Origin of the sequence: Citrobacter sp. Cu231, from assembly GCF_030332265.1 — a bacterium.
Classification (GTDB): Bacteria; Pseudomonadota; Gammaproteobacteria; order Enterobacterales; family Enterobacteriaceae; genus Citrobacter; species Citrobacter meridianamericanus.
This window is the reverse complement of sequence record NZ_JAOWIE010000034.1, coordinates 25883-49539: the sequence shown is the minus strand read 5'-3', so window position 1 is coordinate 49539 and position 23657 is coordinate 25883. Positions and strand designations below refer to the sequence as shown.

The window sequence follows — 23657 nt, the reverse complement described above, 5'->3', positions numbered from 1 at the left end:
GATTCATTCGCCGGAGTGTAAAAAAGTTCGCTGTAAAAATCAGCATAAAGATGAATCAAGGTGAACCATATCGCATAAATGCAGCGTAATTAGACGCAAATCACTCATTTGATGCAATCTGGCTCATGTGAAAGGAGATTTATATCGTTTGTCAGACCGTGCCTTATTTTTGTCCAATAACCCTATATTAATCACAGGGCAAGGTGAGCTATGCACTCTCAAATCTGGGTTGTGAGCACGCTGCTAATAAGCATCGTGTTAATCGTTTTGACCATCGTGAAGTTCAAATTCCACCCGTTTCTGGCGCTGCTGTTAGCCAGTTTCTTCGTGGGTACGATGATGGGGATGGGGCCGCTGGATATGGTCAATGCCATTGAGAGTGGTATTGGCGGTACGCTGGGCTTCCTCGCGGCGGTTATTGGTCTAGGGACCATTTTGGGCAAAATGATGGAAGTGTCCGGCGCGGCCGAACGCATCGGCCTGACGCTGCAGCGCTGCCGTTGGCTTTCCGCGGACGTCATTATGGTGCTGGTCGGGCTGATTTGCGGTATCACGCTGTTCGTTGAAGTCGGCGTGGTGCTGTTGATTCCACTGGCCTTTTCGATTGCTAAAAAAACCAATACCTCATTACTGAAGCTGGCGATTCCGCTGTGTACGGCGCTGATGGCGGTACACTGCGTCGTACCTCCGCATCCGGCCGCCCTGTTCGTGGCGAATAAGTTGGGCGCGGATATTGGCACCGTAATTGTCTACGGCTTACTGGTGGGTTTAATGGCTTCGCTTGTCGGTGGGCCGCTGTACCTGAAATTCCTCGGTAACCGTCTGCCGTTTAAACCGGTACCGGCTGAGTTTTCCGACCTGAAAGTGCGCGACGAAAGTACGCTGCCGTCGCTGGGCGCTACGCTGTTTACCGTACTCCTGCCGATTGGCCTGATGCTGGTCAAAACCGTCGCTGAGCTGAACATGGCGAAAGGCAGTACGTTGTATACGCTGCTGGAGTTTATCGGTAACCCAATCACCGCGATGTTTATTGCCGTTTTCGTGGCCTATTACATTCTCGGTCTGCGTCAGCACATTGGCATGGGGACGCTGCTGACCCACACCGAAAACGGTTTTGGCTCGATTGCTAACATTCTGCTGATTATCGGTGCAGGCGGCGCATTCAACGCTATCCTCAAGAGCAGCGGGCTGGCGGATACTCTGGCTCTGATCCTCTCAAACATGCATATGCACCCGATTCTGCTGGCGTGGCTGGTCGCACTGATTCTGCATGCGGCGGTAGGCTCTGCCACCGTTGCGATGATGGGCGCGACGGCAATCGTGGCACCGATGCTGCCACTCTACCCTAACGTGAGCCCGGAGATCATCGCTATTGCCATCGGTTCCGGCGCTATTGGCTGCACGATCGTCACCGATTCCCTGTTCTGGCTGGTGAAGCAGTACTGCGGCGCCACCCTCAATGAAACGTTCAAATACTATACGACCGCGACATTTATCGCGTCCGTTATTGCACTGGCTTGCACATTCCTGCTTTCCTTTATTATCTAAGCGCGAAGAGACTGACTATGGAAAACATTCAAACACTTATCGCCCAGCATCCTTTAGTGGAAGATCTGGTGGCTCTGAAAGAGACAACCTGGTTTAACCCTGGCACCACCTCTCTTGCGGAAGGTTTACCCTATGTTGGCCTGACAGCACACGACGTTGAGGATGCCCACGCGCGTCTGACGCGCTTCGCACCGTATCTGGCGCAGGCCTTCCCGGAAACTGCCGCTACCGGAGGCATTATCGAATCTGAGCTGGCCGCAATCCCGGCCATGCAAAAACGGCTGGAAAAAGAGTTCGGGCAGCACATTAACGGCGAACTCCTGCTGAAAAAAGACAGCCATCTGCCGATTTCCGGTTCAATCAAAGCGCGCGGCGGCATTTATGAAGTACTGACCCATGCGGAAAAACTGGCGCTGGAAGCCGGTCTGCTGACCACCAAAGACGATTACCGCATTCTGCTTTCGCCGGAGTTTAAACAGTTCTTCAGCCAGTACAGCATCGCAGTCGGTTCCACCGGCAACCTCGGGATGTCGATTGGCATCATGAGCGCCCGGATCGGCTTTAACGTTACGGTTCATATGTCTGCCGATGCCCGCGCGTGGAAAAAAGCCAAGCTGCGCAGCCACGGCGTGACGGTAGTGGAGTACGAAGAAGATTACGGCGTGGCGGTTGAACAAGGTCGTAAGGCGGCACAGTCCGATCCAAACTGCTTCTTTATCGATGATGAAAATTCCCGCACGCTGTTCTTAGGCTACGCGGTCGCCGGTCAGCGTCTGAAAGCGCAGTTTGCCCAGCAGGGGCGCGTAGTGGATGCCGAGCATCCGTTATTTGTCTATCTGCCGTGCGGCGTCGGCGGCGGCCCTGGCGGCGTGGCGTTTGGCCTCAAGCTGGCGTTTGGCGATAACGTGCACTGTTTCTTCGCGGAACCAACCCACTCCCCGTGCATGCTGCTGGGGATTTATACCGGGCTACACGATACCATCTCCGTACAGGACATCGGTATCGACAACCTGACGGCAGCGGACGGGCTGGCGGTCGGTCGCGCCTCGGGCTTTGTTGGCCGGGCGATGGAACGTCTGCTCGACGGTCTGTATACCCTGGACGATCAGACCCTGTACGACATGCTGGGCTGGTTGGCGCAGGAAGAAGGCATTCGCCTTGAGCCGTCGGCGCTGGCGGGGATGACCGGTCCGCAGCACGTTTGCGCCTCCACTGACTATCAGCACATGCACGGATTTAGCGCAGCGCAGCTCAATAACGCCACACACCTCGTGTGGGCGACCGGCGGCGGTATGGTGCCGGAAGCCGAAATGGCGCAGTACCTGGCGAAAGGGCGCTAATCTCAGCGCAGCATCGCCATCAGCTCCGCGGGTGAACGATGCTGCTTAATGAGATCACGCATTACGCGCATATGCGGCGCGGTATGGTTGAAAAAAGCGCTGTATCCGCCGCAAATCGCACTCTTTCCATTTCTGCCACGGTGCTTAGGGCAGTCGCCGTGGCAAAAACGCAGAAGCGAACACGCCTGACATTCCGCGCTCAGCGTGGTTCTCTTAGCCTGACCAAACTCCGCAGCCCGAGAGCTGGCATTGAGCTCACTCAGCGAGGTGTGATGAATATTACCCAGGCGATAATCAGGGTAGACATAGTGATCGCACTGATACAAATCGCCATTCGCTTCCAGGGCAAAAGCATGCCCGCAGGTGGAGCTTAGCGAACACATCTGCGCCGGATGCCCGCACCATACCCCGAGGGTTGAATCAAATAGCTGGACGAATACGCGACCAATATCTTCTCTGACCCAGATATCAAAGACGGAATTCAGAAAGGTTCCCCACGCCTGCGGCGGGACGGAGTCGGCGGTAAGCTCGCCTTTTTCATCATATTCAACCAACGGAATAAACTGCAGAAAGGGCGTGCCGCGCTGGCGAAGATAACGATACATTTGTTCGGGCTGCTGGCTGTTCAGGCGGTTAATCACCACCAACAGATTGAACTCCACCTGATACTCACGAAGTTTAGCAATAGCCTCTATCACCTTATGATGCGTCGGTTTTCCGCTGCGGTTAACGCGATAAGCATCGTGCAACTCGGCCGGGCCATCCAGAGAGATCCCAACCAGCCAGCCGTTATCGCGTAAAAACTGACACCATTCGTCATTGAGCAAAATTCCGTTGGTCTGGAAAGCGTTATGGATTTGCTTCCCTTCTCCGTACTGTTTTTGCAACGTCACAACGCGGCGAAAAAAGTCTACGCCACAAAGAGTTGGCTCGCCCCCCTGCCAGGCGAACATCACTTCGGGCCCCGGCTGCGCAGCGATATGTTGGCGAATAAACGTCTCTAAGGTAGCGTCATCCATTGCGGGTTGAGTGGGTTTCTCAATGTAAAAACAGTAGCGACAATCGAGATTACAACGAGAGCTGGCCGGCTTGGCCATGACCTGACATCCTGTCATGCTAAATTCCCGATAAATGCCATAAGTTGGCGGACATGCGTTACAGCAAACAGTATTGCGAGGGATAACACCGCGAGGGAGATCATAAATTTGTCACGCACCGCGCGAGATTCAGAAAAATCGCTATGACTGACATCCATCAGGTTGCGACTGCGGGTATAGCGCCAAAGAACAATCGCCACCAGCGTCAGCACTACAATTGAAACCCAAAACAGGAAACCCGCCTGATGCCAGTTGTGCTTCAGCGCCAGCGCCATTAACGCGCCATAGCCCAACAACGTGCGAAACCAGGCCAGCGAGGTACGTTCCGGTTGTAAACCAGGATCGGCGATCCGTCGCGATTTACGGCTATCCGGCATACAGCACCAGCGCCATCACAATCACCGCAACTACCGTTAAAATCAGGCTGATGATTAACAGGCTATGAGTGTACGGCAAGTCCTCTTTCAGGCGCATTGCCTTTTCATTGCGCAACCAGCGCAGGTAGCCATAAATCGCCAGACCGCCGGCAAACAGACACAACAACAGTGCCAGCAGTTCACGAATCACCGGCGTGGCAAAATCCGGAGCCAATTGGTCAAGACCCACACCCGCCGCCAGAAACCCCAGCGAGGTGCGGATCCACGCCAGAAAAGTGCGTTCATTTGCCAACGAGAAGCGGTAATCCGGCGCTTCACCCAGGCGGGAAATCTTCATCCAAACTCCTCTGGTTGTCATTGCCGGATGGTGGCTAGCGCCTTATCCGGCCTACAAGTAAGTTGCAAATAAGGATATTTGCGCCAACTGGCATTGTAGTCAGAACTTCTGCTTTTTCTCTTCCACTTTTACGCCCTGGGTCGGTAAACCGGTGTCGTAATCACGTACCACCGGAGAATAGCCGTCTTCAGGGCGCGGGCGGAAAGCCCCCATCCAGCGCGGTATGGCATCAGCACGCCACGGACGCAAACTCCACTGATAGGTGCGAAACGGATCGCGGATTTTATCCATGTAGTCCAGCAGCGCGTCGTGCATCTGGCAGCGAACATCGGCCAATTGCGGCGAATCTATCAGGTTGTGTAGTTCATCTGGATCGTTACGCCTGTCGTAAAGCTCATCGCTGGTAAACAGATTTAATACCAGTTTCCAGTCGTCCGTCACCCAGCAGCGTACCGGGATAAATCCGCCAAAACTGTCATGTTCAATTTCATAACGGTTGAACTCCACCATCACACCGCGCGGCTTTTCAACGGCAAGAATGTTTTCACCTGGCAGGATTTGCGGCTTCTCAATACCCGCCAGCACCATCATCGTCGGCAGCAGATCAATATGGCTGACCGGTGTGTCTACCTGTATAGGCTCCCCTTGCGGCGGGCGCATAATCAGCGGAATTCGTGTGATGTCGTCATACATCGCGGCCCCTTTACTGATGAGTTTATGCGCGCCCATCATCTCACCGTGGTCGGAGGTATAAATGACCCAGGTATTCTCTCGCTGCTGCGGCGTCAAGGCATTGATCACCCGACCTATCTGATCATCAACAAAGTCGTTGCAGGCAAAATAGAGCGGATGGTGGTAGCGCCCGTCATCGCTAACCGGGGATGGCATGGCTTGCGACCACAGACGATGGTGCTCGGGCTTATCGAGCAAAGAGTCATGCGCTTTCGCACCGAGATCGTAATAAAAGTCCTGATATTTCTGCAGATACTCGACCGGACAGGTAAACGGATGGTGCGGCTCGTCATAGGAAACCACCATCAGAAACGGTTCCTCGGCACGCGCAGGCTGATGGAGAAAATCGACCGCCCGGTTACTGATACGATGCGCCCAGGTGAACGTCTCATCAATGTTATTGGCCTGCAAATCTTCCACGCTATTGAGTCCATTACGCCACAAACCGATCTCTTTATCCGTCAGTTCTGCGAGATAATTTGCCCCGTCATACCAGTAATCAGCATCCCACTCTGGCGGACATTCGCCGGTCCCAAAGTAGTCATGTCCGTCGAGATGCCACTTGCCGATATAACAGGTGTGGTAGCCCGCATCTTTAAAGTAGCGCCCCATAGTGGAAATGTTTTTCCCCGGCGCGACGTTATTGGTCCACGGCCCGGACTGGTTGGCATAAATCCCGGTAAACAGCCCTGCGCGGGCCGGCGTACACACTGGTGAACAGGTATAGGCCGAGTTAAAGCGAATACCTTCCGCTGCCAGACTATCAATATTATTGGTGTTCAGCGGCTTACCGCTGTAGCAGCCGACCATATTGGTCGCCTGGGTATCGGTCATAATGAACAGAAAATTGGGCCGGGTCATGCTTCATCCTTAGCGTCAGGGACACATTGTGCAGTCGCGTTACGCCGCGTCTGCCAACTGCTGTACATCAAATACATCATCACTGCCGCCGTAGTTGAGTAGCAGAGAATGGTCAGCCATTGCGTGTTGTACCCGCCGAACTGTGCGAGCCCGGCATAGACGCCGATCATCGCAGTCAGGATACCGACAGAGGCAAGTTTGGCGTTTTTCCACGGTTTCATATCTACCGCGAAAGCATCATGGAATTTAAACGGCATGGCACGCGGCTTGATAACACCGATGACCAGCATGACCACCACGTTGATGCAGAAGGTACAGGCCAGTACGTAAAGGAAGTGAAAGTCGAATTTCACCAGATAGTTGATGGTGATGTAGCTGACAATACCGAGTCCCATGGCGACTTTTGCTGCCAGCGCGGGAATGCGCGGGAAAAAGAATCCCATAATGATGATGGTCACCAGCGGCACGTTATAAATACCGTTGAGCTGTTTCATCCAGCTGTAGAGCCCTTCTGGCGCATTAGCGATCCAAGGCGCTACCAGCACGGAAATTACCGCGATAAAAAAACCAAATTTACGACCAACGCGAACCAGCTGTTCCGGTTGTGCATGTTGATTAATAATTCGCCGGTATATGCCCATACTAAATAAGGTACTGGCGCTGTTTAAAAATCCATTGAACGTACTGATTACCGCGCCGAATAAAACCGCGCCGAAAAACCCCACTAAAGGAACAGGCAGCACGTTATTCACCAGTGTCGGATAGGCCATATCCGCCTTTGGCAGATCCTGGTACAGATGAAAAGCAATTAAGCCCGGTAATACCAGTACCAGCGGATCGAGCATTTTCAATACCGCTGTGAGCAATGCCCCTTTCTGCCCTTCAGCGAGGCTTTTGGAGGCCAGCGTACGCTGCACGATGCCCTGATTGGTACACCAGTAGAAAGTATTCACCAGAATCAAACCGGTAAAGGCCGCACCAATCGGCAACGGATCGTTCGCTCCGCCGATTGAGTTTAATTTCTCCGCATGCACGGTGGTCAGTTGCTCGATACCTTGTAAAAAACTGCCTTTGCCCATCACAATCAAGCCAAACACGGGTACCATCAGTCCGCCAATCACCAGGCCAATACCATTGATGGAGTCAGCCACCGCCATTGCGCGCAAGCCGCCGATCACCGCATAAATAATTCCGGCAATGCCCAGCAAAATAACCAGTAACCAGATTGCGGCACCCTGAGAAATATTGAGTGATTCACCGATGTGAAAAAGACTGTTCAGCGCCAGCGCCCCTGAATAAAGCACAATCGGCAGGAAGCAGACGCCAGTGGCAATAAGAAAGCAAAAGTCGATAATAATCCGTGTTGTTTTATCGTAGCGTTCTTCAAGAAAATCCGGGATCGTAGCGATACCACGTTGCAGATAGCGAGGCAGAAAGATCAGCGCCAGAAAGATAAGCGTCACCGCAGAGGTAACTTCCCAGCCCATGACCGACATTCCGCTTTTGTAAGCCTGACCAGACAGACCAACCAACTGCTCGGTCGAAAGGTTAGTTAACATCAGTGACGCCGCAATCACTGGTGCTTTCAAGGAACGCCCGGCAAGAAAATACCCTTGTTGCGATCCGGTATCCGTCTTGCGTACCTTCCACCAGGTGATTACCGCCACCAGCAGCGTAAAGCCCACAAAGCTTAAAATTTGTAGCGTATTCATCTCATAGCCCTTTTTTCATTATGTCCCGGTAGCTGTAGGGTGTAACAGGAGGTATTGCGCACCGGGTCAGGCAGTCAGATTTCATAAAATAAAAACGTCATATCCCTGAACGGATTTTTTCTGTTAAGTTCAGGTTGTGGGCATAATTCTCCGGCGGGAAATTAAAATGAATGGAAAGATGCAAAGTTCGCATGTAAAAAACGAAACTACATACAATATTCCCCTGTTGATTAACGAAAATGTGATCTCAAGCGGAATTTCATTGATCTCGCTGTGGCACACCTATGCCGACGAACATTACCGGGTTATTTGGCCGCGCGATAAGAAAAAGCCACTGATAGCTAATTCTTGGGTTGCCGTCTATACCGTCCAGGGCTGTGGAAAAATCCTGCTAAAAGGCGGCGAACAGATTACTCTCAACGGGAACTGTATAATCTTTTTAAAACCGACCGATATACAGTCTTATCATTGCGAAGGGTTAGTATGGGAACAATACTGGATGGAGTTCACACCAACCAGCGTAATGGATATTCCGCTAGGCCAACAAAATATTATTTATAATGGTGACATTTATAATCAGGAGCTGGCTGAAGTTTCACGATTAATTACTTCTTCAGACTCAATGAAAAATAATCTGGCCGTCGCTTTTCTTACAAAAATGATTTATCAATGGATTTGTCTTATTTACGCTGAAGGTAAAAAAGACCCGCAGCGGATGCAAATTGAAAAACTGATTGCCACTCTACATGCCAGCCTACAAAAACGCTGGAACATAGCGGAGATGGCAGCAACTATTCCCTGTAGCGAAGCCTGGCTACGTCGTCTTTTTTTACGTTATACCGGCAAAACGCCGAAGGAATATTATCTGGATGCCCGGCTGGAACTGGCGCTGTCACTGCTAAAACAGGAGGGAAATACGGTCGGACAGGTGGCGGATATGCTTAACTTCTTTGACTCGTTTCATTTCAGCAAAGCGTTTAAACACAAGTTTGGCTATGCACCGTCGGCGGTATTGAAACATGCGGACCGGCACCCAAAGGATGCCGGTCAACAGGATTAGTGCAATTCCGGCCAGTACGCTTTGTTGGCCTCGATCAGATCATCAAGAATCGCTTTTGCCACAGATGCGCTCGGTACGGTTTTCGACAAGGTGATAGCCTGCCACAAACGCTGATAAGAACGGTGCTCCCAGGCATCAACCACCAACTTCTCAACCGCTACCTGCTGGCTCATCAGCCCTTTCTGGAACTGAGGTATATCACCCACCGTCAACGGTTCCGGGCCGTTATGCCCTACCAGGCATGGGATCTCGACCATCGCTTCATCGTCAAAGTTATGAATGGCCCCGTTGTTCGGCACAATCAGCAACATTCTTTCCTGAGTATTAAAGGCAATAGCCGCCGCCAGATCGACAATGTAAGAAGCATGTTCGTCAATCTCCAGCTCACCAGCGGCAGAATTGCCCGCCTCAATGATTGCGCGGCAGGAACCGAACACCTGTTTTTCACGGTGGTCCATCACCTCATTGGCGCGCGTGCGCTGCGGATCAGAGTGCTGCACCACGTAATCCGGGAATAGATAGTATTTCAGATATGTATTCGGCATGGTATCTGGATCCAGCGCCTGTACATCTTTTGCCTTCGCAAAGGTATCGTTCCAGCTTGCTTCTGTGTGCGGGTCGTTTGACGGAGGAACATAACCATACTGCGCCACATATTCGCGCAGCTTCGGCATCAGATCGTTCCCCTGCAGATCTTCAATCGATGTCCACCAGCCGAAGTGGTTCAGTCCATAGTAACGCACACGCATCTGTTTGCGGTCTTTAAGGCCAACGATCTGCGCCATCCGCCCTTCAATACCGATAGGCATATCGCAAATATTGAGGATTTTCGCATTTGGACGCAGCCGACGCGTGGCTTCAGCAACAATTGCCGCCGGATTGGAATAGTTAAGCATCCAGGCATTTGGTGAATATTTTTCCATATAATCCACCAGTTCCAGCACGCCGCCAATAGAACGCATTCCGTAGGCAATCCCACCCGGCCCGCAAGTTTCCTGACCTAACACCCCGTGACGTAATGGGATTTTTTCATCTTGTTCGCGCATTGGGTATTTACCCACTCGGATATGCGCCATCACGAAATCGACATCGGTAAATGCTGCTTTAGGATCGGTGGTGTAACTAAACTCAATTTCCGGTGCCTGTTCTTTGAGGATGATTTTACACGCCTCAGCAATCACTTCCTGGCGCGCGCCATCGTTGTCATAAAATTTCAGCGCACGAAGCGGGAAACGGTCCTGATTTGCCAGCAACATCAGCACGATGCCCGGCGTAAAGGTACTACCGCCACCTGCGATAACCACTGAGAATTTTTTCATGATACTGCCTCCGTCATGGGGATCTGTTCGTTTGATAAAGAAGATTTCATTAGCGTTTCGAGCTGCTCGCGTACCTGAGGAACGTGCAAACCAACAATGACCTGAATACCGTTGCCGCGGCGCACAACACCGTGCGCACCCAACGCTTTGAAGACGTCATCGCTTTGCGTTTGTGCCATGTCGTGAAGCGCAATACGCAGGCGAGTAGCGCAGTTATTAATACTCTCGATATTGCCTGCGCCGCCTAACGCCTGTAGAAAACCCGCAGCCTGACCCAGTTTGGTCTCCGGCGATGCGGCGGTGGTTTGCCCACGAGCAGCTTTGTAATCAGCTTTGGTATAGAGTTTGATTTCGCTGTCTTCTCGCCCTGGCGTTTTCAGGTTGAAGCGCAGGATCAGGGTGCGGAAGATGGCGAAATAGAGCACGGTAAAGGCCAGACCAATCGCTATCTGGGTGAACATCATTCCGGCATGGTTGTGGAACATTGGGATCCAGTTTTGCGGTAAGAACTGATCAAGCAGACCGCCGCCCATGTTGCCTACCACGCCGCAGAGATACATTACCGTCGCCATGGAAGCCGCCAGCACGGCATGTACAGCAAACAATAAGGGAGAGATAAACAGGAAGGTAAACTCCAGCGGTTCGGTAATCCCAACCAGCACAGCCGTGAGCGTAGCGGGGATCAATAGTCCCGCCACCTTCATCCGGTTTTCCGGGGCGGCGGTGAAGTAGAGCGCCAGAGCAATGCCTAATGAACCAAAGATTTTCGAGTTGCCGTGCAGGGCAAACCCACCTTCAGGGAACAGCGTTTTCAACGACTCAGTACTTTGGCTGAATTCCTGCAAATGTTGCGCCCAATAGACCTGGATGCCGCCTTCCACCGCGGCAGGGCCGAAAATAAATGGCCCATAGACGAAATGATGCAGCCCGGTCGGAATTAAAATACGCTCCAGGAAGGTATACACCCATACCCCCAGCGCACCTGCAGAACGCAGAAAAGCTTGCAGAGATTCAATCCCCATTTGCACCTTTGGCCAACCCAGCAGCGTCAGCCAGGCGCAGGGAATCATCACCAGGAAGGCAATGATCACCACAAACGATGTCCCCTGAAAAATACCGAGAAATACTGGCAAGGGTTTATCGAAATAACGGTTATGTAGAGCAGTAACAATACCGGAAATGACAATTGCACCGATGATGCTGGTATCAAGCGTTTTAATTCCAGCCATCATCGTTAAACCACTGCCAGCAGTCGGGTCTGCGCTAAAATCCACGCCGAAGAAATGTCCCCATGTCATACCCATGGCATTGATGAAGTAATTCCACGTCAGAAAACTGACCAATACCGCCAGACAAGCGCGGCCCTGAGCCTGTTTTGCCAGACCAATAGGCAGACCAACGGCGAAAATCAGCGGCATATTACGAAATACCGTCCAGCCACCTTCTTCGATGATATGAACGATTTGGGCGAACAAACTGTTGGGATCGGTAAGCGCTTCGCCCACAAAGAGCGGGTTGCGCAACATAATAGCGATACCCACGACGATACCAGCAAAGGGAAACAGCAGCACCGGGGTGAACATCGCGCCGCCAAAGCGTTGTATTTGACTGAGCATTTTCACATCCTCATAGAACAACCAGTAGGGGGAGAGGCCTTTTTTTTCGTCATTGCTGGCCTGATACGAGAATAGAAAGTTGCGATCCTCCGGACATGGTATGCCGCTACGATTCGTGATCGCTTTCATGGTTTTAATTTCGACAATGAGGTCTACTTTTCACGTAAAAGTTAGACATCAAAAGGTCTATGGTGCGGTGATTAAAAGAAAAAAGAGGTCTGGTAGTGATCTACAAATCAATTGCGGAACGACTACGAATTCGCCTGAATTCTTCTGATTACAACATCGGTAGCCCGCTACCTGGCGAAAAAAAACTTGCCGAAGAGTTTGCGGTGTCACGAATGACGATCCGTAAAGCAATTGATATGTTAATTGGCTGGGGATTGGTCGTACGCCGTCATGGAAGTGGAACTTATGTAGCACGCAAAGATGTCCATCATGAAACCACCAATCTAACCGGACTGGCGGAAGTGCTGAAGAGACAGGGAAAAGAAGTCACCAGTGAGGTACTGGTTTTTGAAGTGATGCCCGCACCACCGGCAATTGCCAGTCAGCTGCGTATCCAGATTAATGAACGTATCCACTTCTCACGCCGTGTTCGCTATGTGGATGGCAAACCGCTGATGCTTGAAGACAGCTACATGCCGGTAAAATTATTCCGTAATCTGTCACTGGCACATCTGGAAGGGTCAAAATTCGATTACATTGAGAAAGAGTGCGGGATAACAATCAGCGGCAACTATGAAAGTCTGACCCCCGTTCTTGCCGATAAGCAGCTCTCCGCACAGATGAACGTACCTGAACAGACGCCGTTATTACGCATTACCTCGTTGTCATACAGTGATAGCGGGGAATTTCTAAATTATTCAGTCATGTTCAGAAACGCCAGCGAATACCAGGTGGACTACCACTTACGGCGCGTCCACCCGGACCCGTCCTGACGTTAACCCATTCCCCAGAAGATCACCGCCAACAGTTGCGGGGTGATAATCCTCAGGAACATGACCAGCGGATAAACGGTGGCGTAGGAGAGCGCTGCCGCCCCGCTGGTGGCATGCAGGTTGTTAGCAAACGCCAGCGCAGGAGGATCGGTCATTGAGCCAGCCAACATGCCACACAGCGTCAGGTAGTTCATTTTGGTGAGAAGGCGCGCCAGCAGGCCAACGGTAATCAGCGGAATCGCGGTGATAAAAATACCGTAACCCACCCAGCTCAGGCCATCGCCTTGCGTCAGGGTATGAACAAAATCACCGCCTGACTTCAGACCAACCACCGCGAGAAACAGCACGATACCCAACTCTCGCAGCGCGAGGTTAGCGCTGGGAGGCATAAACCAGTACAGCTTACCGATGCTGCCAATACGTCCAAGAATCAAAGCCATAATCAGCGGCCCACCGGCCAGCCCCAGCTTTAACGCCACCGGAAAACCCGGAATGAACAGCGGGATTGACCCCAGCAGAACACCCAGTCCGATACCGATAAATACCGGCAGCATCTGCACCTGCTGCAGTTTTTGCTGCGCGTTACCGACAACATTGGCAACAGCATCAATCGACGAAGGCCGCCCTACCAGATTGAGAATGTCCCCGAATTGCAGGCTGGCATCGCTGCTGGCTACCAGTTCAACCCCCGCACGGTTCAGGCGGGAGATCACCACGTCGTAACGTTCTTTAAAGTGCAGATCGCGGATACGTTTACCCAGCACTTGTTCGTTGGTGACCACCACGCGCTCAACGCGTAAATCAGTCCCGCGCGTCGACAACGATGTGTCCACCTCCTGACCAATCACCACCTGCGCGTTGTGCAGATCGGCTGGCTGCCCGACCAGGTGCAGCAGGTCCCCCATCTGGATAACCGTTCCCGGCGATGGCACCATCAATGTTTCTTCACGTTTCAGTCGCGAGCAGATGATTTTATCGCTGTTCAGGATCGGAACATCCTGAATGGCCATATTGTTGAGGTTCGGGTTTTCCACGCGGATATTCATCGTCTGAATTAGCGCGTGTCCGTTGGTCAGTGTGGACTCATGCTGCCTGGCTTCAGCATCGACGTTAACGCGAAAAATCATGCGCATCAGCCACATGGTGAGCAAAATACCGCAAATACCAAATGGATAAGCCATGGCATAGCTCATCCCCATTTGGTCTACCACATCGCCAGACGTACCCAAATCGCGCAGAATTTGCTGCCCGGCCCCCAACGCCGGGGTATTGGTGACCGCTCCGGAGAATATACCCAGCACCACGGGAAGAGGAATGGCAAAAAGCTTATGCAGAATAGCGGTGACCAGGCCACCCATGATGACAATCAGCACGGCAAACAGATTCAGCCGCAGGCCCGAAACGCGCAATGACGCAAAAAAGCCCGGTCCGACCTGGATACCGATGGTGTAGACGAACAAGATCAGGCCAAATTCCTGAATAAAATGCAGCATATCGCCGCTAAGGGTCATCCCTGCCTGATCGACAAAATGCCCGACAATAATACCGCCGAACAGTACACCTCCGATGCCAAAACCCACACCACGTATTTTTACGTTGCCGATCCATAATCCGACAACCGCCACTAATGCCAGAACGCTGACCGTCAATGCTATATCACTCATTATCCTGTTCCCTGTGAATAACATCATTAAGTAAATGGATTCTCGCAGAGTACAGTCGCAATGTATGGGTGGTAAAGCACAAAAAAGCCCCGTCATTTCTGGCGGGGCAAAGGCATGGAGCTATTTAACTATTTAATGCGGGACGTTCGCTGATAGCGATACGTTGTGGAGCAATGGCTTCAGGTTCATTACGGGTCAAATCGATATGCAGCAAGCCGTTAGTGAAGCTTGCGCCGGAGACCTCCATATTTTCAGCCAGCGTAAAGCTCAGGCTGAACGGCTGAGTGACCAGCCCCTGGTGCAACCATTTAGTCTCTTTTTCTGGCTGCTGCGGCGTCCCTTTCACGGTCAGACGCGTGCCTTCCAGTTGAATATCCAAATCTTCCTGGCGGAAACCGGCTAACGCAAGCGTAATGCGATAGTGGTTATCATCGCTCTTTTCGATGTTATAAGGAGGAAAGCTCTGGCTTTCACCGGTGTTTTGTAAGGCGTTGGCCAGTTTGTCAAAACCGATCCATTGACGCAGCAGTGGGGATAAATCGTAGTTACGCATAATAATCTCCTTCTAAGAAGCGAGTAGGTACATGTCGGCTCCCTGACGGCAAGCCGATGATTTAACAAGGCCGCCCGAAGCGGCCCACAGAATTAGTTGATTTCGATGCGGCGCGGCTTATTCGCTTCGGGAATTACGCGCTCGAGATCGATATACAGCAGACCATTCACCAGGTTTGCGCCGCGAACATGAATGTTCTCCGCTAACTGGAACTTACGTTCAAAGTTGCGCTCGGCAATGCCCTGATACAGGTAAGTACGTTCTTTTTGATCGTCCGCATGGGCGCCTTTCACCACCAGCAGATTGTCCTGGGCAGTGATTTCCAGTTCGCTTTCAGCAAAACCGGCAACGGCTATCGCAATGCGGTAATGGTTTTCGTCTACCAGCTCAACGTTGTACGGAGGGTAGCCGCCATTGCTCTGGCCCTGGTTGTTTTCCAGCAGGTTAAACAGGCGATCAAAACCAATAGCAGAACGGTACAGTGGGGATAAATCAAAGTTACGCATAATCAATAGCTCCTGAAATCAGCGAGGATAATGGACCTTCCATCATGGACAGGTCAGGTAGCCAGGACACCCATCAGGCATGCCCTTCATTTGCCTACATCCTAAAAGTGGGTCTTAAACCAAACTTTTCAAGCGTATTCATCTGACTTTTTTTGCAGTTTGTTGTCTATTGCATACACTGGGGGGAGCAGTTGTTATCGTTAAATCGCGATAGCCGCCAAAGTGCGACGAAATGGTGATGTTATTTTCGCAACGGATCGCTTTAACTCACCATGCAAACACGATAAATACAGATGAATAAATGATGATAAAAAAAATGTTGGTAACACTGACAATGTGCAGCGGGATGGCGTTTGTGAGCGGCTGTTCCAGCATTATGTCGCATACCGGCGGCAAGGAAGGGACGTATCCTGGCACGCGCGCCAGTGCCACAATGATTAGCGAAAGTGATACAAACTGGGGAACCAAGTCGCTGGCGATTCTGGATATGCCGTTTACCGTTGTCCTGGATACGGTATTGCTTCCGTGGGACCTCTTTCGCAAAGATAGCTCGGTGAGATCCCGTGTAGAAAAGAGCGAGGAGAGGACGCAGGCCACAAACGCCGTTATCCCTCCGGCAAAAATGCCAGCGCCTTAAGTTAACGCCCGGTTTCTGTCACCCACAGTTGGCGGAAACCCTCGACGTCTTTCATCCACGCAACCTGTTGACCATCAGGAGAGAAGACGATCGCATCGCCCGACGGCGGGTTGCCGTGACGCTCCGTTAAAAAATCAATATCTCCCGTCTGAGCATCACAACAAGCGATTCTGTTCTGCAGTACAAATCCCAGCCATTTTCCCGACGGATGCCAGTTGAATGCCGACTGAATATCCGTTTCGCAGCGGGTAAGCTGACGTGGTTCTCCTCCCTGTGGGGAAATCAACCATAGCTGCACTATACCGCCGTCATCACGCATTAAAAACGCAATCTCAGACGCCTGTGGATTACTGCGCACCCAGTGGCGCGGCTGATTCACCAGCCCAGGGAAAGCACGGTTATGGGTAAACGTCAGACGACACTGAACAACGCCAGACGGAGGCGCAGGCATTGTCGCCTCAGAACCCTCCAGCGGTGCCTCGCCCGGCTTTTTCCAGCCGTTTTCATCCCGTGGCAAATCGACGATAAACAGCTCGGGAACCTTCTCGCCATTTGCCGACAAGGTATCACCGATAAATGCCAGCGCATGATCCCCCACCCAGCCTTCTTCATAAGCGCGGTTAATCTCATCACTACCTGGTTTTGGCGTTGGTGTCGTCTGGCTCACCAGCACGCACCAAGAGTTCCCGCTGTATTCACGGGGATGCTGCGCGGATACCTTCACCGGACCATACGGCGCAGCCACACCGACATTGCGTAAATCCAGCGCCGGTGAACGCTCATGCAGCACATGATCGTTATAGGTGAAACTGACAAACTCGCCGTTTGGGCTAAAAACATGCACATGACTACCACCGCGCAGCGCGCCCGGCGTGTAAGGCGCAGTAATATCCATCGCATCCAGATTCTTCACTTCTGCCTGCGTAGCAATCACTCCACGCCGATGATGGAAGTCGTAATGCCATGATTCATCTGGATTTTCAGGTCCATGAATAAATACATACTTTTCCGACTTTGGATGAACGGTCACTACGCCAACATGCGATCCCTGTGTCGCGCGATAAATCACCTCCAGCTCGCCGGTGTGAATATTGATGCGTTCAATCGTCTCTCCGGTAAACGATGCGCCGGAAGGACGTACATCAAAAACCAGCCACTGGCTGTCCGGTGTCCAGGTGTTGATATTGGTAAGCTGATGATTACGCGGCGTAAAGGTGATTTGCTTCATGGAATGCCCTGATACAAGACGATTTCAGCAATCATACTTCACAAGCACTTCACTTTCAGGCTTTAGCGTATCGTCATCTTCATTTTTGCGGACAGAAAGATGGAACATTTTGACGTAGCGATTATCGGATTAGGCCCGGCAGGCGCAGCGCTGGCGCGGCAGTTGAGCGGAAAAATGCGCGTGATCGCGTTGGATAAAAAACGTCAGTGCGGCAATGAAGGTTTCACTAAACCCTGTGGCGGCCTGCTGGCCCCGGATGCCCAGCGTTCGTTTATCCGCGATGGGATAACCTTACCCGTTGATGTCATCGCCAATCCACAGATATTTAGCGTTAAAACGGTTGATGTTGCAGCCTCTTTGACGCGTAACTACCAGCGAAGTTACATAAACATCAACCGCCATGCCTTTGATTTATGGCTTAAATCTCTCATTCCCGACGATGTACAGGTGTATCACGACAGCTTGTGTCGGAAAATCTGGCGCGAGGGCGATAAATGGCATGTTATCTTCCGCGCCGACGGTTGGGAGCAACAGATCACCGCACGTTATCTGGTCGGGGCCGACGGCGCGAATTCACTGGTGCGCCGTCATCTCTACCCCCAGCATCAAATTCGTAAATATGTCGCTATTCAACAATGGTTTGCAGAAAAACATCCTGTGCCGTTCTATTCCTGTATTTTTGATAACGACGCAACCGACTGTTATTCCTGGAGTATCAGCAAAGACGGCTATTTTATCTTTGGCGGCGCCTACCCGATGAAGGACGGCCAGGCACGCTTTGACGCGCTGAAAACGAAGATGGAAGCGTTCCAGTTTCAATTCGGCAATCCGGTGAAAAGCGAAAAATGTACGGTGCTATTCCCCTCACGCTGGAAAGACTTCGTCTGTGGTGAGGAAAACGCATTTTTGATTGGCGAAGCGGCCGGTTTTATCAGCGCCAGCTCGCTGGAGGGGATTAGCTATGCGCTGGACAGCGCGGAGATTCTCAAATCTGTACTACTGCGGGATGCGCCAGATATGAATCTCGCTTACCGCAAAGCTACCCGTAAAATACGTCTCAAACTGTATGGCAAAATCCTTAAAAGCCGGGCACTTACGTCAGCGTTTTCCCGTAAATGGATAATGCGCAGCGGCGTGGCACATATTCCCTTAGGTCTGGAAGAGCAGCCCGCCATAACGTCTGACGGGCTGGTTAAAGAACATTAACCGACGCGCTTCACATCCCCCACCAGCAGGATGTAAGACAACGCGCCAAGCAGCGCAACGGCAGAGATGTAGACCAGCGCAGGCGCAAACCCATAATCCTGCGCAAGGTAACCGACTACCAATGGTACGGTGATTCCGCCCAATCCTCCAACGAAGTTAAACACACCGCCAGTGAGACCAATCAGGCGCATGGGTGCCAGTGAAGAGACCAGCGACCAAGTGATAGAGGCAAAACCATTGCCGAAGAACGCGATGGCCATCAGTGTCATAATCCATACCGGATCGTTGGTGTAGTTCGCCCCCATAATGCAAGTGGAGATCAGTAATCCGCAGATAATCGGCGTTTTACGCGCCATTCCCAGCGAGAAGCCTTTTTTCACCAACTTGTCTGCCAGCCAACCAGAAAGCAGTACGCCAAAGAAAGCCGCCAGGAACGGGACGGTAGTCATAAATCCAGCTTTCAGCGCAGTGATGCCTTTTTCCTGGGTTAAATAGTTGGGGAACCATGTGAGGAAGAACCAGAGCGTGGAGGTCACCGCAAACTGGCCCAGATAGACGCCCACCAGCTTACGGTGGAACACCAGCTTCCAGTCGGCTTTGGTCAGTGGCTGACGCGCCTCTTTCTTCACGGGCGCATCACCATCCACCAGGCCACCACCGTCACGAATATAATCTAGTTCAGCCTGGGTGATACTTTTCGTCAGACGCGGCGGCTGGTAAACCTTAAACCAAATAAGTGACCAAATAATACCGAGCCCACCGGTAACAATGAATACCCAGTGCCAACTCAGCATTTCTTGGATCCAAATCAGCAGCGGTGTAAGAAATGCCAGTCCCACAAACTGTCCTGATGTATAAAAACCTACAGCAGATGCACGTTCATGTTCAGGAAACCAACTGGTCACCATACGGTTATTGGTGGGAAATGCGGGGGCTTCAAAAATGCCGGTTATCGCACGTAGGCCAATTAACGACATTAGTCCGGTTGCAAATCCCTGAAACAGGGTTGCCACCGACCAACCAAAGATGGCAATAAAGTAGGTCAGGCGAGAACCTACACGATCGAGAAACCAACCGCCCGGGATCTGGCATAATGTGTAAAGCCAGGCAAAAGCAGAAAAGACATATCCCATTTCCGCTTTAGTAATACCGAATTCTTCCTGAATATGTGCCGATGCCACGGCGAGATTAGCACGGTCAACATAACAAATAACCACAGTAATAAAGATCATAATTAGCGTCAGATACCGACGACGCCCGGGTTTTGCAGTAGTAACTGAAATATCCATCGCAATCTGTCTCCAGATTTTGGGCATAGCGATACCGCTCACCATGCCCTGTAATTTACAGAGGGTTTATTTAAATTTTTTATTAATAACTCAACTGCAATGCGCTAAATAATTCGTGCTGGGTGAAGGCAGCAAGTTTTCACATCCCCGGGAGCATACGACCAGGGTAAGAAAATACAGCCAACGAACCACCAGTGCGAAGTATAACGCGCATTTACCATTCGGCGACGCTGCCATCCTCATGCCGCCACAACGGATTACGCCAGTCCGGTGCATTTTTGCTGAGCTCAATCACCCGAGCTTCATCAATTTCTACGCCCAGACCCGCTTTCATTAGCGGTTTAAAGAATCCACCTTCCATATTGAAATCTTCTTTGTTTTTCACAAAGTCGAGTAACTCAGCGCCCTTATTGTAGTGAATACCCATGCTTTGCTCCTGGAATACCGCGTTTCGCGAGACGAAGTCAATGTGCAGACAGGCAGCTAACGCAATTGGCCCCAGCGGGCAGTGCGGAGCCAGCGCCACATCGTAAGCTTCCGCCATTCCGGCAATTTTATAGCACTCGGTAATACCACCAGCATGTGACAGGTCGGGTTGTAGAATTGCCAGGCCACCAGCTTCCAGCACGCGTTTAAATTCGAAACGTGAGAACATGCGTTCACCGGCAGCAATAGGAATATGTGTTTGTGCCGCCAGCTTCGGATAATATTCAGCCTGTTCAGCCAGTACCGGCTCTTCAATAAACAGAGGTCGGTATTGTTCCAACTCTTTAATTAATACTTTTGCCATCGGGGCGCTAACACGACCATGGAAATCAAGGCCAAACTCAATTTCATTGCCAAAGGCTTCGCGAATTTGCGCCACTGTATTTACCGCAGCGTCCACGGCTCGCGAATTGTCAATGACGCCCATCTCTTCACAGCCGTTCAGTTTGAAGGTATCAAAACCAATGCTGCGCAACTTCTTAATACCGTCAATCACTTCTGCTGGACGATCTCCACCAACCCAGCTATAGGCTTTGATTTTATCGCGAACCAGCCCCCCCATCAGTTGCCATACAGGTGCGTTCAGCACTTTACCTTTGATATCCCACAGCGCCTGGTCAATACCAGCGATTGCACTCATCATGATAGGACCACCGCGATAAAAACCAGCCCGGTACATCACCTGCCAGAGATCGTTAATACGCGCGGGATCCTGGCCAATCAGATAATCACCAAGCTCGTGAACCGCCGCTTCCACAGTGCGTGCCCGCCCTTCAATGACCGGTTCACCCCAGCCAACAATCCCCTCATCTGTTTCAATCTTTAAAAACATCCAGCGCGGGGGTAAACGGTACGTGGTGATTTTAGTAATTTTCATTTCATTGCCTCTCGATACGCTTTTACAAATGCCACAGCCTGCTGCACGGTACGTTCAACAGACTGCCCGGCGCGATAGAGATCGCTGCCCAGTCCTGCACCTACACAACCTGCATTGATCCATTGATTCAGGTTTTCCGGCGTCACACCGCCAACGGCAAACACAGGAACATCTGGCGGAAGTACCGCTTTCAGCGCTTTGATATAGTCAGGGCCAAAAGCGGATGAAGGGAATATTTTTAGCGCCTGCGCGCCAGCATCCAGCGCAGTAAAGGCTTCACTAGCGGTCGCACAACCAGGACAAACTGTCATGCCATAGCCCACCGCTCGACGGATCACCTCGGGTTGAATATTGGGCGTGACGATAAGCTTACAGCCCATTTGTGCAAGCTGGTCAACTTGCTCCGGTTTGAGCACGGTTCCAGCGCCAATTAGAGCCTTGTCGCCATACGCATCCACAATTGCCGGAATGCTCTTTTCCCACTGTGGGGAATTAAGCGGGATCTCTACCGCATCGAAACCCGCGTCAATGACCGCACCGACGTGCGCCAGCGCTTCATCGGGCGTTACACCACGTAATATTGCAATTAGCGGAAGATTAGTTTGCCACTGCATGAGCGATACTCCTTATGCCTGCCTGAAATGCCGCGTCGCCGGATACTGCAGATACCTCACGTCCAATGGCGTGAAATGCCTGCTGATAACGTGAGGTCAGGGCTGAACCTGCGACGAGAGTAATAGCCTGCCCGGCAGCGAATTGTTCGCTCATACTGGCGACTTCTGCGCCAATCAGCAGGCCGGAGAGAAATTCGCTAACCTGCTCTCGCGGGAGTGTTCCCAGTACATGCGAGGCACGAACTTCAAAGAGTTGCGGCAAAACGGCTGGCGTGGCGAGACCGCGCATCAGTCCCGCAGAGAATGCACCGGCCGAGGCTTCCTGCTCCGGCAATCCCGCCCCCAACAGTGAATGGCGCAGCAGCAAATGATGTAACTCACCGGTCATCACGGTACGGAAATCATGAATTTGCTGTGCATCCGCCAGAACCCATTTGCAATGAGTACCCGGCATGACATAGACAGGAGAGGGTGAAAGTGTACGGGCGCCCAATAGCTGGGTCTCTTCGCCGCGTATCACATTGTGGTTATCCTCACGAGAAACGCAAAGTCCGGGAATAATCCAGATATTGTCGCCAACAGAGGTTAACTGCTCGCCAATGGCAGAGAATTGGGCGGGAACGGCCAGATAAGGAGCCTCTTTCCAGCCCACGTTACTGCCTACCATTCCCGCCATCACCACAGGGGTGGCGCTGTTGCGCCAGTTTTGTGTAACCTCAGCTAACACCGCTGCGGGAGATTTACCGTTCAGACGCGTAACGCCTGCTTCTGATTGCCTGCTCTTCAGGCATTTGTCGCCCTGGTAAAGCCAGGCGCGCAAATTGGTTGATCCCCAGTCAATTGCGATGTAGCGAGCTGTCATGTGATGTCCTTGAGCCTTCGTGTTGAGCTGGCGATCATAGTTAAAGCCGCCTGCTCTGCCGCATTGCTATCCTGGTGCCGTATCGCATCGAATAGCGCCTTATGTTCCTGGAGTGTCTTCGGCATGTTGGCCTCATCCCCCATCCAGGTTCGTTCAAAAACCGCGCGTTGTAGCGAACTAATCGCTATGCTAAGTTGTTGTAAAACAGGGTTATGTACCGACTGTAAAACCGCCTCGTGATAGCGAATATCAGCTTCATTAAAAGCATCCCTGTCCTGGTTGTTGGCAATCATGTCATTAAGCGCCGACTCGATTTCAGCCAGATCGCTCGAGTTCGCCCGCTCCGCTGCCCAGCGAGCAATCGCCGGTTCCACCAGATTACGAACTTCACTCATCGCGCTAATCAGACGCGGGTCATAGTCGTTTTCCAGCACCCATTGCAGTACATCTGTATCGAGGTAATTCCACTGGTTTCGTGGTGCAACAAATGCCCCGCGGTAGCGTTTCATTTCAATGAGCCTCTTCGCCATAAGCGAACGGAACACTTCACGAATGATGTTGCGCGAGGTTTCAAATTCCTCGCATAAATCCGCTTCCGCCGGTAGTGCCGACCCCGGTACGTATTTGCCACTGATAATCTGTTTGCCCAGCGTGATAACAATGCGATCGGTCTTGTTGAGAGTCATGGATAGTCCTTGTGCTCTGAATGTTCTGCTCTACTTTACCGTCACCGCTGAAATTCACCTCAATTTTGTAGTACGACCATGATATCTATCATCGTTGTCACACGACCAA

At 51.7% G+C, this 23657-nt stretch carries 22 protein-coding genes and 1 other annotated feature; of the genes, 6 read left to right on the top strand and 16 right to left on the bottom strand.

The window, feature by feature from the left end; genetic code table 11:
* The first annotated feature begins 210 nt into the window (after nucleotides 1-210).
* Nucleotides 211-1548, top strand: a complete 1338-nt coding sequence (dsdX, locus tag OGY15_RS11175) for a D-serine transporter DsdX (protein WP_151217111.1) — start codon at nucleotides 211-213, stop codon at nucleotides 1546-1548.
* A gap of 17 nt (nucleotides 1549-1565) precedes the next feature.
* On the top strand, nucleotides 1566-2888 hold the full coding sequence (dsdA, locus tag OGY15_RS11170; RefSeq protein ID WP_187253915.1) for a D-serine ammonia-lyase: 1323 nt from the start codon (nucleotides 1566-1568) through the stop codon (nucleotides 2886-2888).
* A gap of 2 nt (nucleotides 2889-2890) precedes the next feature.
* Here dsdA and OGY15_RS11165 read toward each other — a convergent pair whose 3' ends face one another.
* The 5 genes from OGY15_RS11165 to OGY15_RS11145 all read right to left on the bottom strand — a co-directional run bounded on the left by OGY15_RS11165 (nucleotide 2891) and on the right by OGY15_RS11145 (nucleotide 8004).
* Complete coding sequence (locus OGY15_RS11165; protein WP_187259910.1) at nucleotides 2891-4003, bottom strand: anaerobic sulfatase maturase; 1113 nt, start codon at nucleotides 4001-4003, stop codon at nucleotides 2891-2893.
* A complete protein-coding gene (locus OGY15_RS11160; protein ID WP_151217117.1) occupies nucleotides 4000-4362 on the bottom strand; it encodes a DUF202 domain-containing protein in 363 nt (120 codons plus the stop codon). Before OGY15_RS11160 ends, OGY15_RS11165 begins: the two co-directional genes overlap by 4 nt.
* Complete coding sequence (locus OGY15_RS11155; RefSeq protein ID WP_057101861.1) at nucleotides 4352-4699, bottom strand: YidH family protein; 348 nt, start codon at nucleotides 4697-4699, stop codon at nucleotides 4352-4354. The genes OGY15_RS11160 and OGY15_RS11155 overlap by 11 nt, the downstream gene beginning before the upstream one ends.
* Nucleotides 4700-4798: 99 nt before the next feature.
* Nucleotides 4799-6292, bottom strand: a complete 1494-nt coding sequence (locus OGY15_RS11150; protein ID WP_210904068.1) for a sulfatase-like hydrolase/transferase — start codon at nucleotides 6290-6292, stop codon at nucleotides 4799-4801.
* On the bottom strand, nucleotides 6289-8004 hold the full coding sequence (locus OGY15_RS11145; RefSeq protein ID WP_286539180.1) for a solute:sodium symporter family transporter: 1716 nt from the start codon (nucleotides 8002-8004) through the stop codon (nucleotides 6289-6291). Before OGY15_RS11145 ends, OGY15_RS11150 begins: the two co-directional genes overlap by 4 nt.
* Before the next feature lie 166 nt (nucleotides 8005-8170).
* On the opposite strand from OGY15_RS11145, the gene OGY15_RS11140 reads away from it, so the two are divergent.
* On the top strand, nucleotides 8171-9064 hold the full coding sequence (locus OGY15_RS11140; protein WP_286539178.1) for an AraC family transcriptional regulator: 894 nt from the start codon (nucleotides 8171-8173) through the stop codon (nucleotides 9062-9064).
* On the opposite strand, the gene OGY15_RS11135 is transcribed toward OGY15_RS11140, so the two are convergent.
* Entirely contained in the window at nucleotides 9061-10383 is a 1323-nt protein-coding gene (locus OGY15_RS11135) for a 6-phospho-alpha-glucosidase (RefSeq protein WP_286539176.1), read from the bottom strand. The two genes, OGY15_RS11140 and OGY15_RS11135, sit on opposite strands and share 4 nt — an antisense overlap.
* Nucleotides 10380-11999, bottom strand: a complete 1620-nt coding sequence (locus OGY15_RS11130) for an alpha-glucoside-specific PTS transporter subunit IIBC (protein ID WP_286539174.1) — start codon at nucleotides 11997-11999, stop codon at nucleotides 10380-10382. The genes OGY15_RS11135 and OGY15_RS11130 overlap by 4 nt, the downstream gene beginning before the upstream one ends.
* 224 nt (nucleotides 12000-12223) lie before the next feature.
* Between OGY15_RS11130 and OGY15_RS11125 the strand changes: the two genes are divergently transcribed.
* Nucleotides 12224-12940: a GntR family transcriptional regulator gene (locus tag OGY15_RS11125; RefSeq protein ID WP_049000657.1), complete on the top strand. Its 717-nt coding sequence runs from the start codon at nucleotides 12224-12226 to the stop codon at nucleotides 12938-12940.
* Nucleotides 12941-12942: 2 nt separating this feature from the next.
* On the opposite strand, the gene OGY15_RS11120 is transcribed toward OGY15_RS11125, so the two are convergent.
* From OGY15_RS11120 to ibpA, 3 genes are all read right to left on the bottom strand, one after another.
* Nucleotides 12943-14604, bottom strand: coding sequence for a putative transporter (locus tag OGY15_RS11120; protein WP_151217125.1), 1662 nt, complete (start codon nucleotides 14602-14604; stop codon nucleotides 12943-12945).
* Between the two features lie 124 nt (nucleotides 14605-14728).
* On the bottom strand, nucleotides 14729-15157 hold the full coding sequence (gene ibpB / locus OGY15_RS11115) for a small heat shock chaperone IbpB (protein ID WP_151217127.1): 429 nt from the start codon (nucleotides 15155-15157) through the stop codon (nucleotides 14729-14731).
* A gap of 92 nt (nucleotides 15158-15249) precedes the next feature.
* Nucleotides 15250-15663, bottom strand: coding sequence for a small heat shock chaperone IbpA (ibpA, locus tag OGY15_RS11110; RefSeq protein ID WP_003023882.1), 414 nt, complete (start codon nucleotides 15661-15663; stop codon nucleotides 15250-15252).
* Nucleotides 15657-15729, bottom strand: a sequence feature (ROSE (Repression Of Heat Shock gene Expression) occurs in the 5'-region of heat shock genes and acts as an RNA thermometer to modulate expression.). (Overlaps the previous gene by 7 nt.)
* Before the next feature lie 235 nt (nucleotides 15730-15964).
* Between ibpA and OGY15_RS11105 the strand changes: the two genes are divergently transcribed.
* Nucleotides 15965-16300 (top strand): YceK/YidQ family lipoprotein, encoded by a 336-nt coding sequence (locus OGY15_RS11105; protein WP_370607881.1) that lies wholly within the window; start codon nucleotides 15965-15967, stop codon nucleotides 16298-16300.
* Nucleotide 16301: 1 nt separating this feature from the next.
* Here the strand turns inward: OGY15_RS11105 and OGY15_RS11100 are convergent, their stop codons facing one another.
* Entirely contained in the window at nucleotides 16302-17528 is a 1227-nt protein-coding gene (locus OGY15_RS11100) for a YidR family protein (RefSeq protein ID WP_286539171.1), read from the bottom strand.
* A 99-nt stretch (nucleotides 17529-17627) separates the two neighbouring features.
* Between OGY15_RS11100 and cbrA the strand changes: the two genes are divergently transcribed.
* On the top strand, nucleotides 17628-18734 hold the full coding sequence (cbrA, locus tag OGY15_RS11095; RefSeq protein WP_286539169.1) for a colicin M resistance lipid reductase CbrA: 1107 nt from the start codon (nucleotides 17628-17630) through the stop codon (nucleotides 18732-18734).
* Here the strand turns inward: cbrA and OGY15_RS11090 are convergent.
* The 5 genes from OGY15_RS11090 to dgoR form a co-directional block, all read right to left on the bottom strand.
* A complete protein-coding gene (locus OGY15_RS11090) occupies nucleotides 18731-20068 on the bottom strand; it encodes an MFS transporter (protein ID WP_151217132.1) in 1338 nt (445 codons plus the stop codon). The genes cbrA and OGY15_RS11090 overlap by 4 nt on opposite strands.
* 169 nt (nucleotides 20069-20237) lie before the next feature.
* Entirely contained in the window at nucleotides 20238-21386 is a 1149-nt protein-coding gene (dgoD, locus tag OGY15_RS11085; RefSeq protein ID WP_151217134.1) for a galactonate dehydratase, read from the bottom strand.
* The gene (locus OGY15_RS11080) at nucleotides 21383-22000 is read right to left on the bottom strand and encodes a 2-dehydro-3-deoxy-6-phosphogalactonate aldolase (protein ID WP_151217135.1); all 618 of its coding nucleotides are present in this window, start codon (nucleotides 21998-22000) and stop codon (nucleotides 21383-21385) included. The genes dgoD and OGY15_RS11080 overlap by 4 nt, the downstream gene beginning before the upstream one ends.
* Nucleotides 21984-22862, bottom strand: a complete 879-nt coding sequence (locus OGY15_RS11075; protein WP_286539164.1) for a 2-dehydro-3-deoxygalactonokinase — start codon at nucleotides 22860-22862, stop codon at nucleotides 21984-21986. The genes OGY15_RS11080 and OGY15_RS11075 overlap by 17 nt, the downstream gene beginning before the upstream one ends.
* Nucleotides 22859-23548: a D-galactonate utilization transcriptional regulator DgoR gene (dgoR, locus tag OGY15_RS11070; RefSeq protein WP_151224037.1), complete on the bottom strand. Its 690-nt coding sequence runs from the start codon at nucleotides 23546-23548 to the stop codon at nucleotides 22859-22861. Before dgoR ends, OGY15_RS11075 begins: the two co-directional genes overlap by 4 nt.
* Nucleotides 23549-23657 lie beyond the last annotated feature (109 nt).

Bases quoted from the DNA above. Each gene is read 5' to 3' on its own strand.
- dsdX (WP_151217111.1), top strand. From the start codon at position 211: ATGCACTCTCAAATCTGGGTTGTGAGCACGCTGCTAATAAGCATCGTG.
- dsdA (WP_187253915.1), top strand. From the start codon at position 1,566: ATGGAAAACATTCAAACACTTATCGCCCAGCATCCTTTAGTGGAAGAT.
- OGY15_RS11165 (WP_187259910.1), bottom strand. From the start codon at position 4,003: ATGACAGGATGTCAGGTCATGGCCAAGCCGGCCAGCTCTCGTTGTAAT.
- OGY15_RS11160 (WP_151217117.1), bottom strand. From the start codon at position 4,362: ATGCCGGATAGCCGTAAATCGCGACGGATCGCCGATCCTGGTTTACAA.
- OGY15_RS11155 (WP_057101861.1), bottom strand. From the start codon at position 4,699: ATGAAGATTTCCCGCCTGGGTGAAGCGCCGGATTACCGCTTCTCGTTG.
- OGY15_RS11150 (WP_210904068.1), bottom strand. From the start codon at position 6,292: ATGACCCGGCCCAATTTTCTGTTCATTATGACCGATACCCAGGCGACC.
- OGY15_RS11145 (WP_286539180.1), bottom strand. From the start codon at position 8,004: ATGAATACGCTACAAATTTTAAGCTTTGTGGGCTTTACGCTGCTGGTG.
- OGY15_RS11140 (WP_286539178.1), top strand. From the start codon at position 8,171: ATGAATGGAAAGATGCAAAGTTCGCATGTAAAAAACGAAACTACATAC.
- OGY15_RS11135 (WP_286539176.1), bottom strand. From the start codon at position 10,383: ATGAAAAAATTCTCAGTGGTTATCGCAGGTGGCGGTAGTACCTTTACG.
- OGY15_RS11130 (WP_286539174.1), bottom strand. From the start codon at position 11,999: ATGCTCAGTCAAATACAACGCTTTGGCGGCGCGATGTTCACCCCGGTG.
- OGY15_RS11120 (WP_151217125.1), bottom strand. From the start codon at position 14,604: ATGAGTGATATAGCATTGACGGTCAGCGTTCTGGCATTAGTGGCGGTT.
- ibpB (WP_151217127.1), bottom strand. From the start codon at position 15,157: ATGCGTAACTACGATTTATCCCCACTGCTGCGTCAATGGATCGGTTTT.
- ibpA (WP_003023882.1), bottom strand. From the start codon at position 15,663: ATGCGTAACTTTGATTTATCCCCACTGTACCGTTCTGCTATTGGTTTT.
- OGY15_RS11105 (WP_370607881.1), top strand. From the start codon at position 15,965: ATGATGATAAAAAAAATGTTGGTAACACTGACAATGTGCAGCGGGATG.
- OGY15_RS11100 (WP_286539171.1), bottom strand. From the start codon at position 17,528: ATGAAGCAAATCACCTTTACGCCGCGTAATCATCAGCTTACCAATATC.
- cbrA (WP_286539169.1), top strand. From the start codon at position 17,628: ATGGAACATTTTGACGTAGCGATTATCGGATTAGGCCCGGCAGGCGCA.
- OGY15_RS11090 (WP_151217132.1), bottom strand. From the start codon at position 20,068: ATGGTGAGCGGTATCGCTATGCCCAAAATCTGGAGACAGATTGCGATG.
- dgoD (WP_151217134.1), bottom strand. From the start codon at position 21,386: ATGAAAATTACTAAAATCACCACGTACCGTTTACCCCCGCGCTGGATG.
- OGY15_RS11080 (WP_151217135.1), bottom strand. From the start codon at position 22,000: ATGCAGTGGCAAACTAATCTTCCGCTAATTGCAATATTACGTGGTGTA.
- OGY15_RS11075 (WP_286539164.1), bottom strand. From the start codon at position 22,862: ATGACAGCTCGCTACATCGCAATTGACTGGGGATCAACCAATTTGCGC.
- dgoR (WP_151224037.1), bottom strand. From the start codon at position 23,548: ATGACTCTCAACAAGACCGATCGCATTGTTATCACGCTGGGCAAACAG.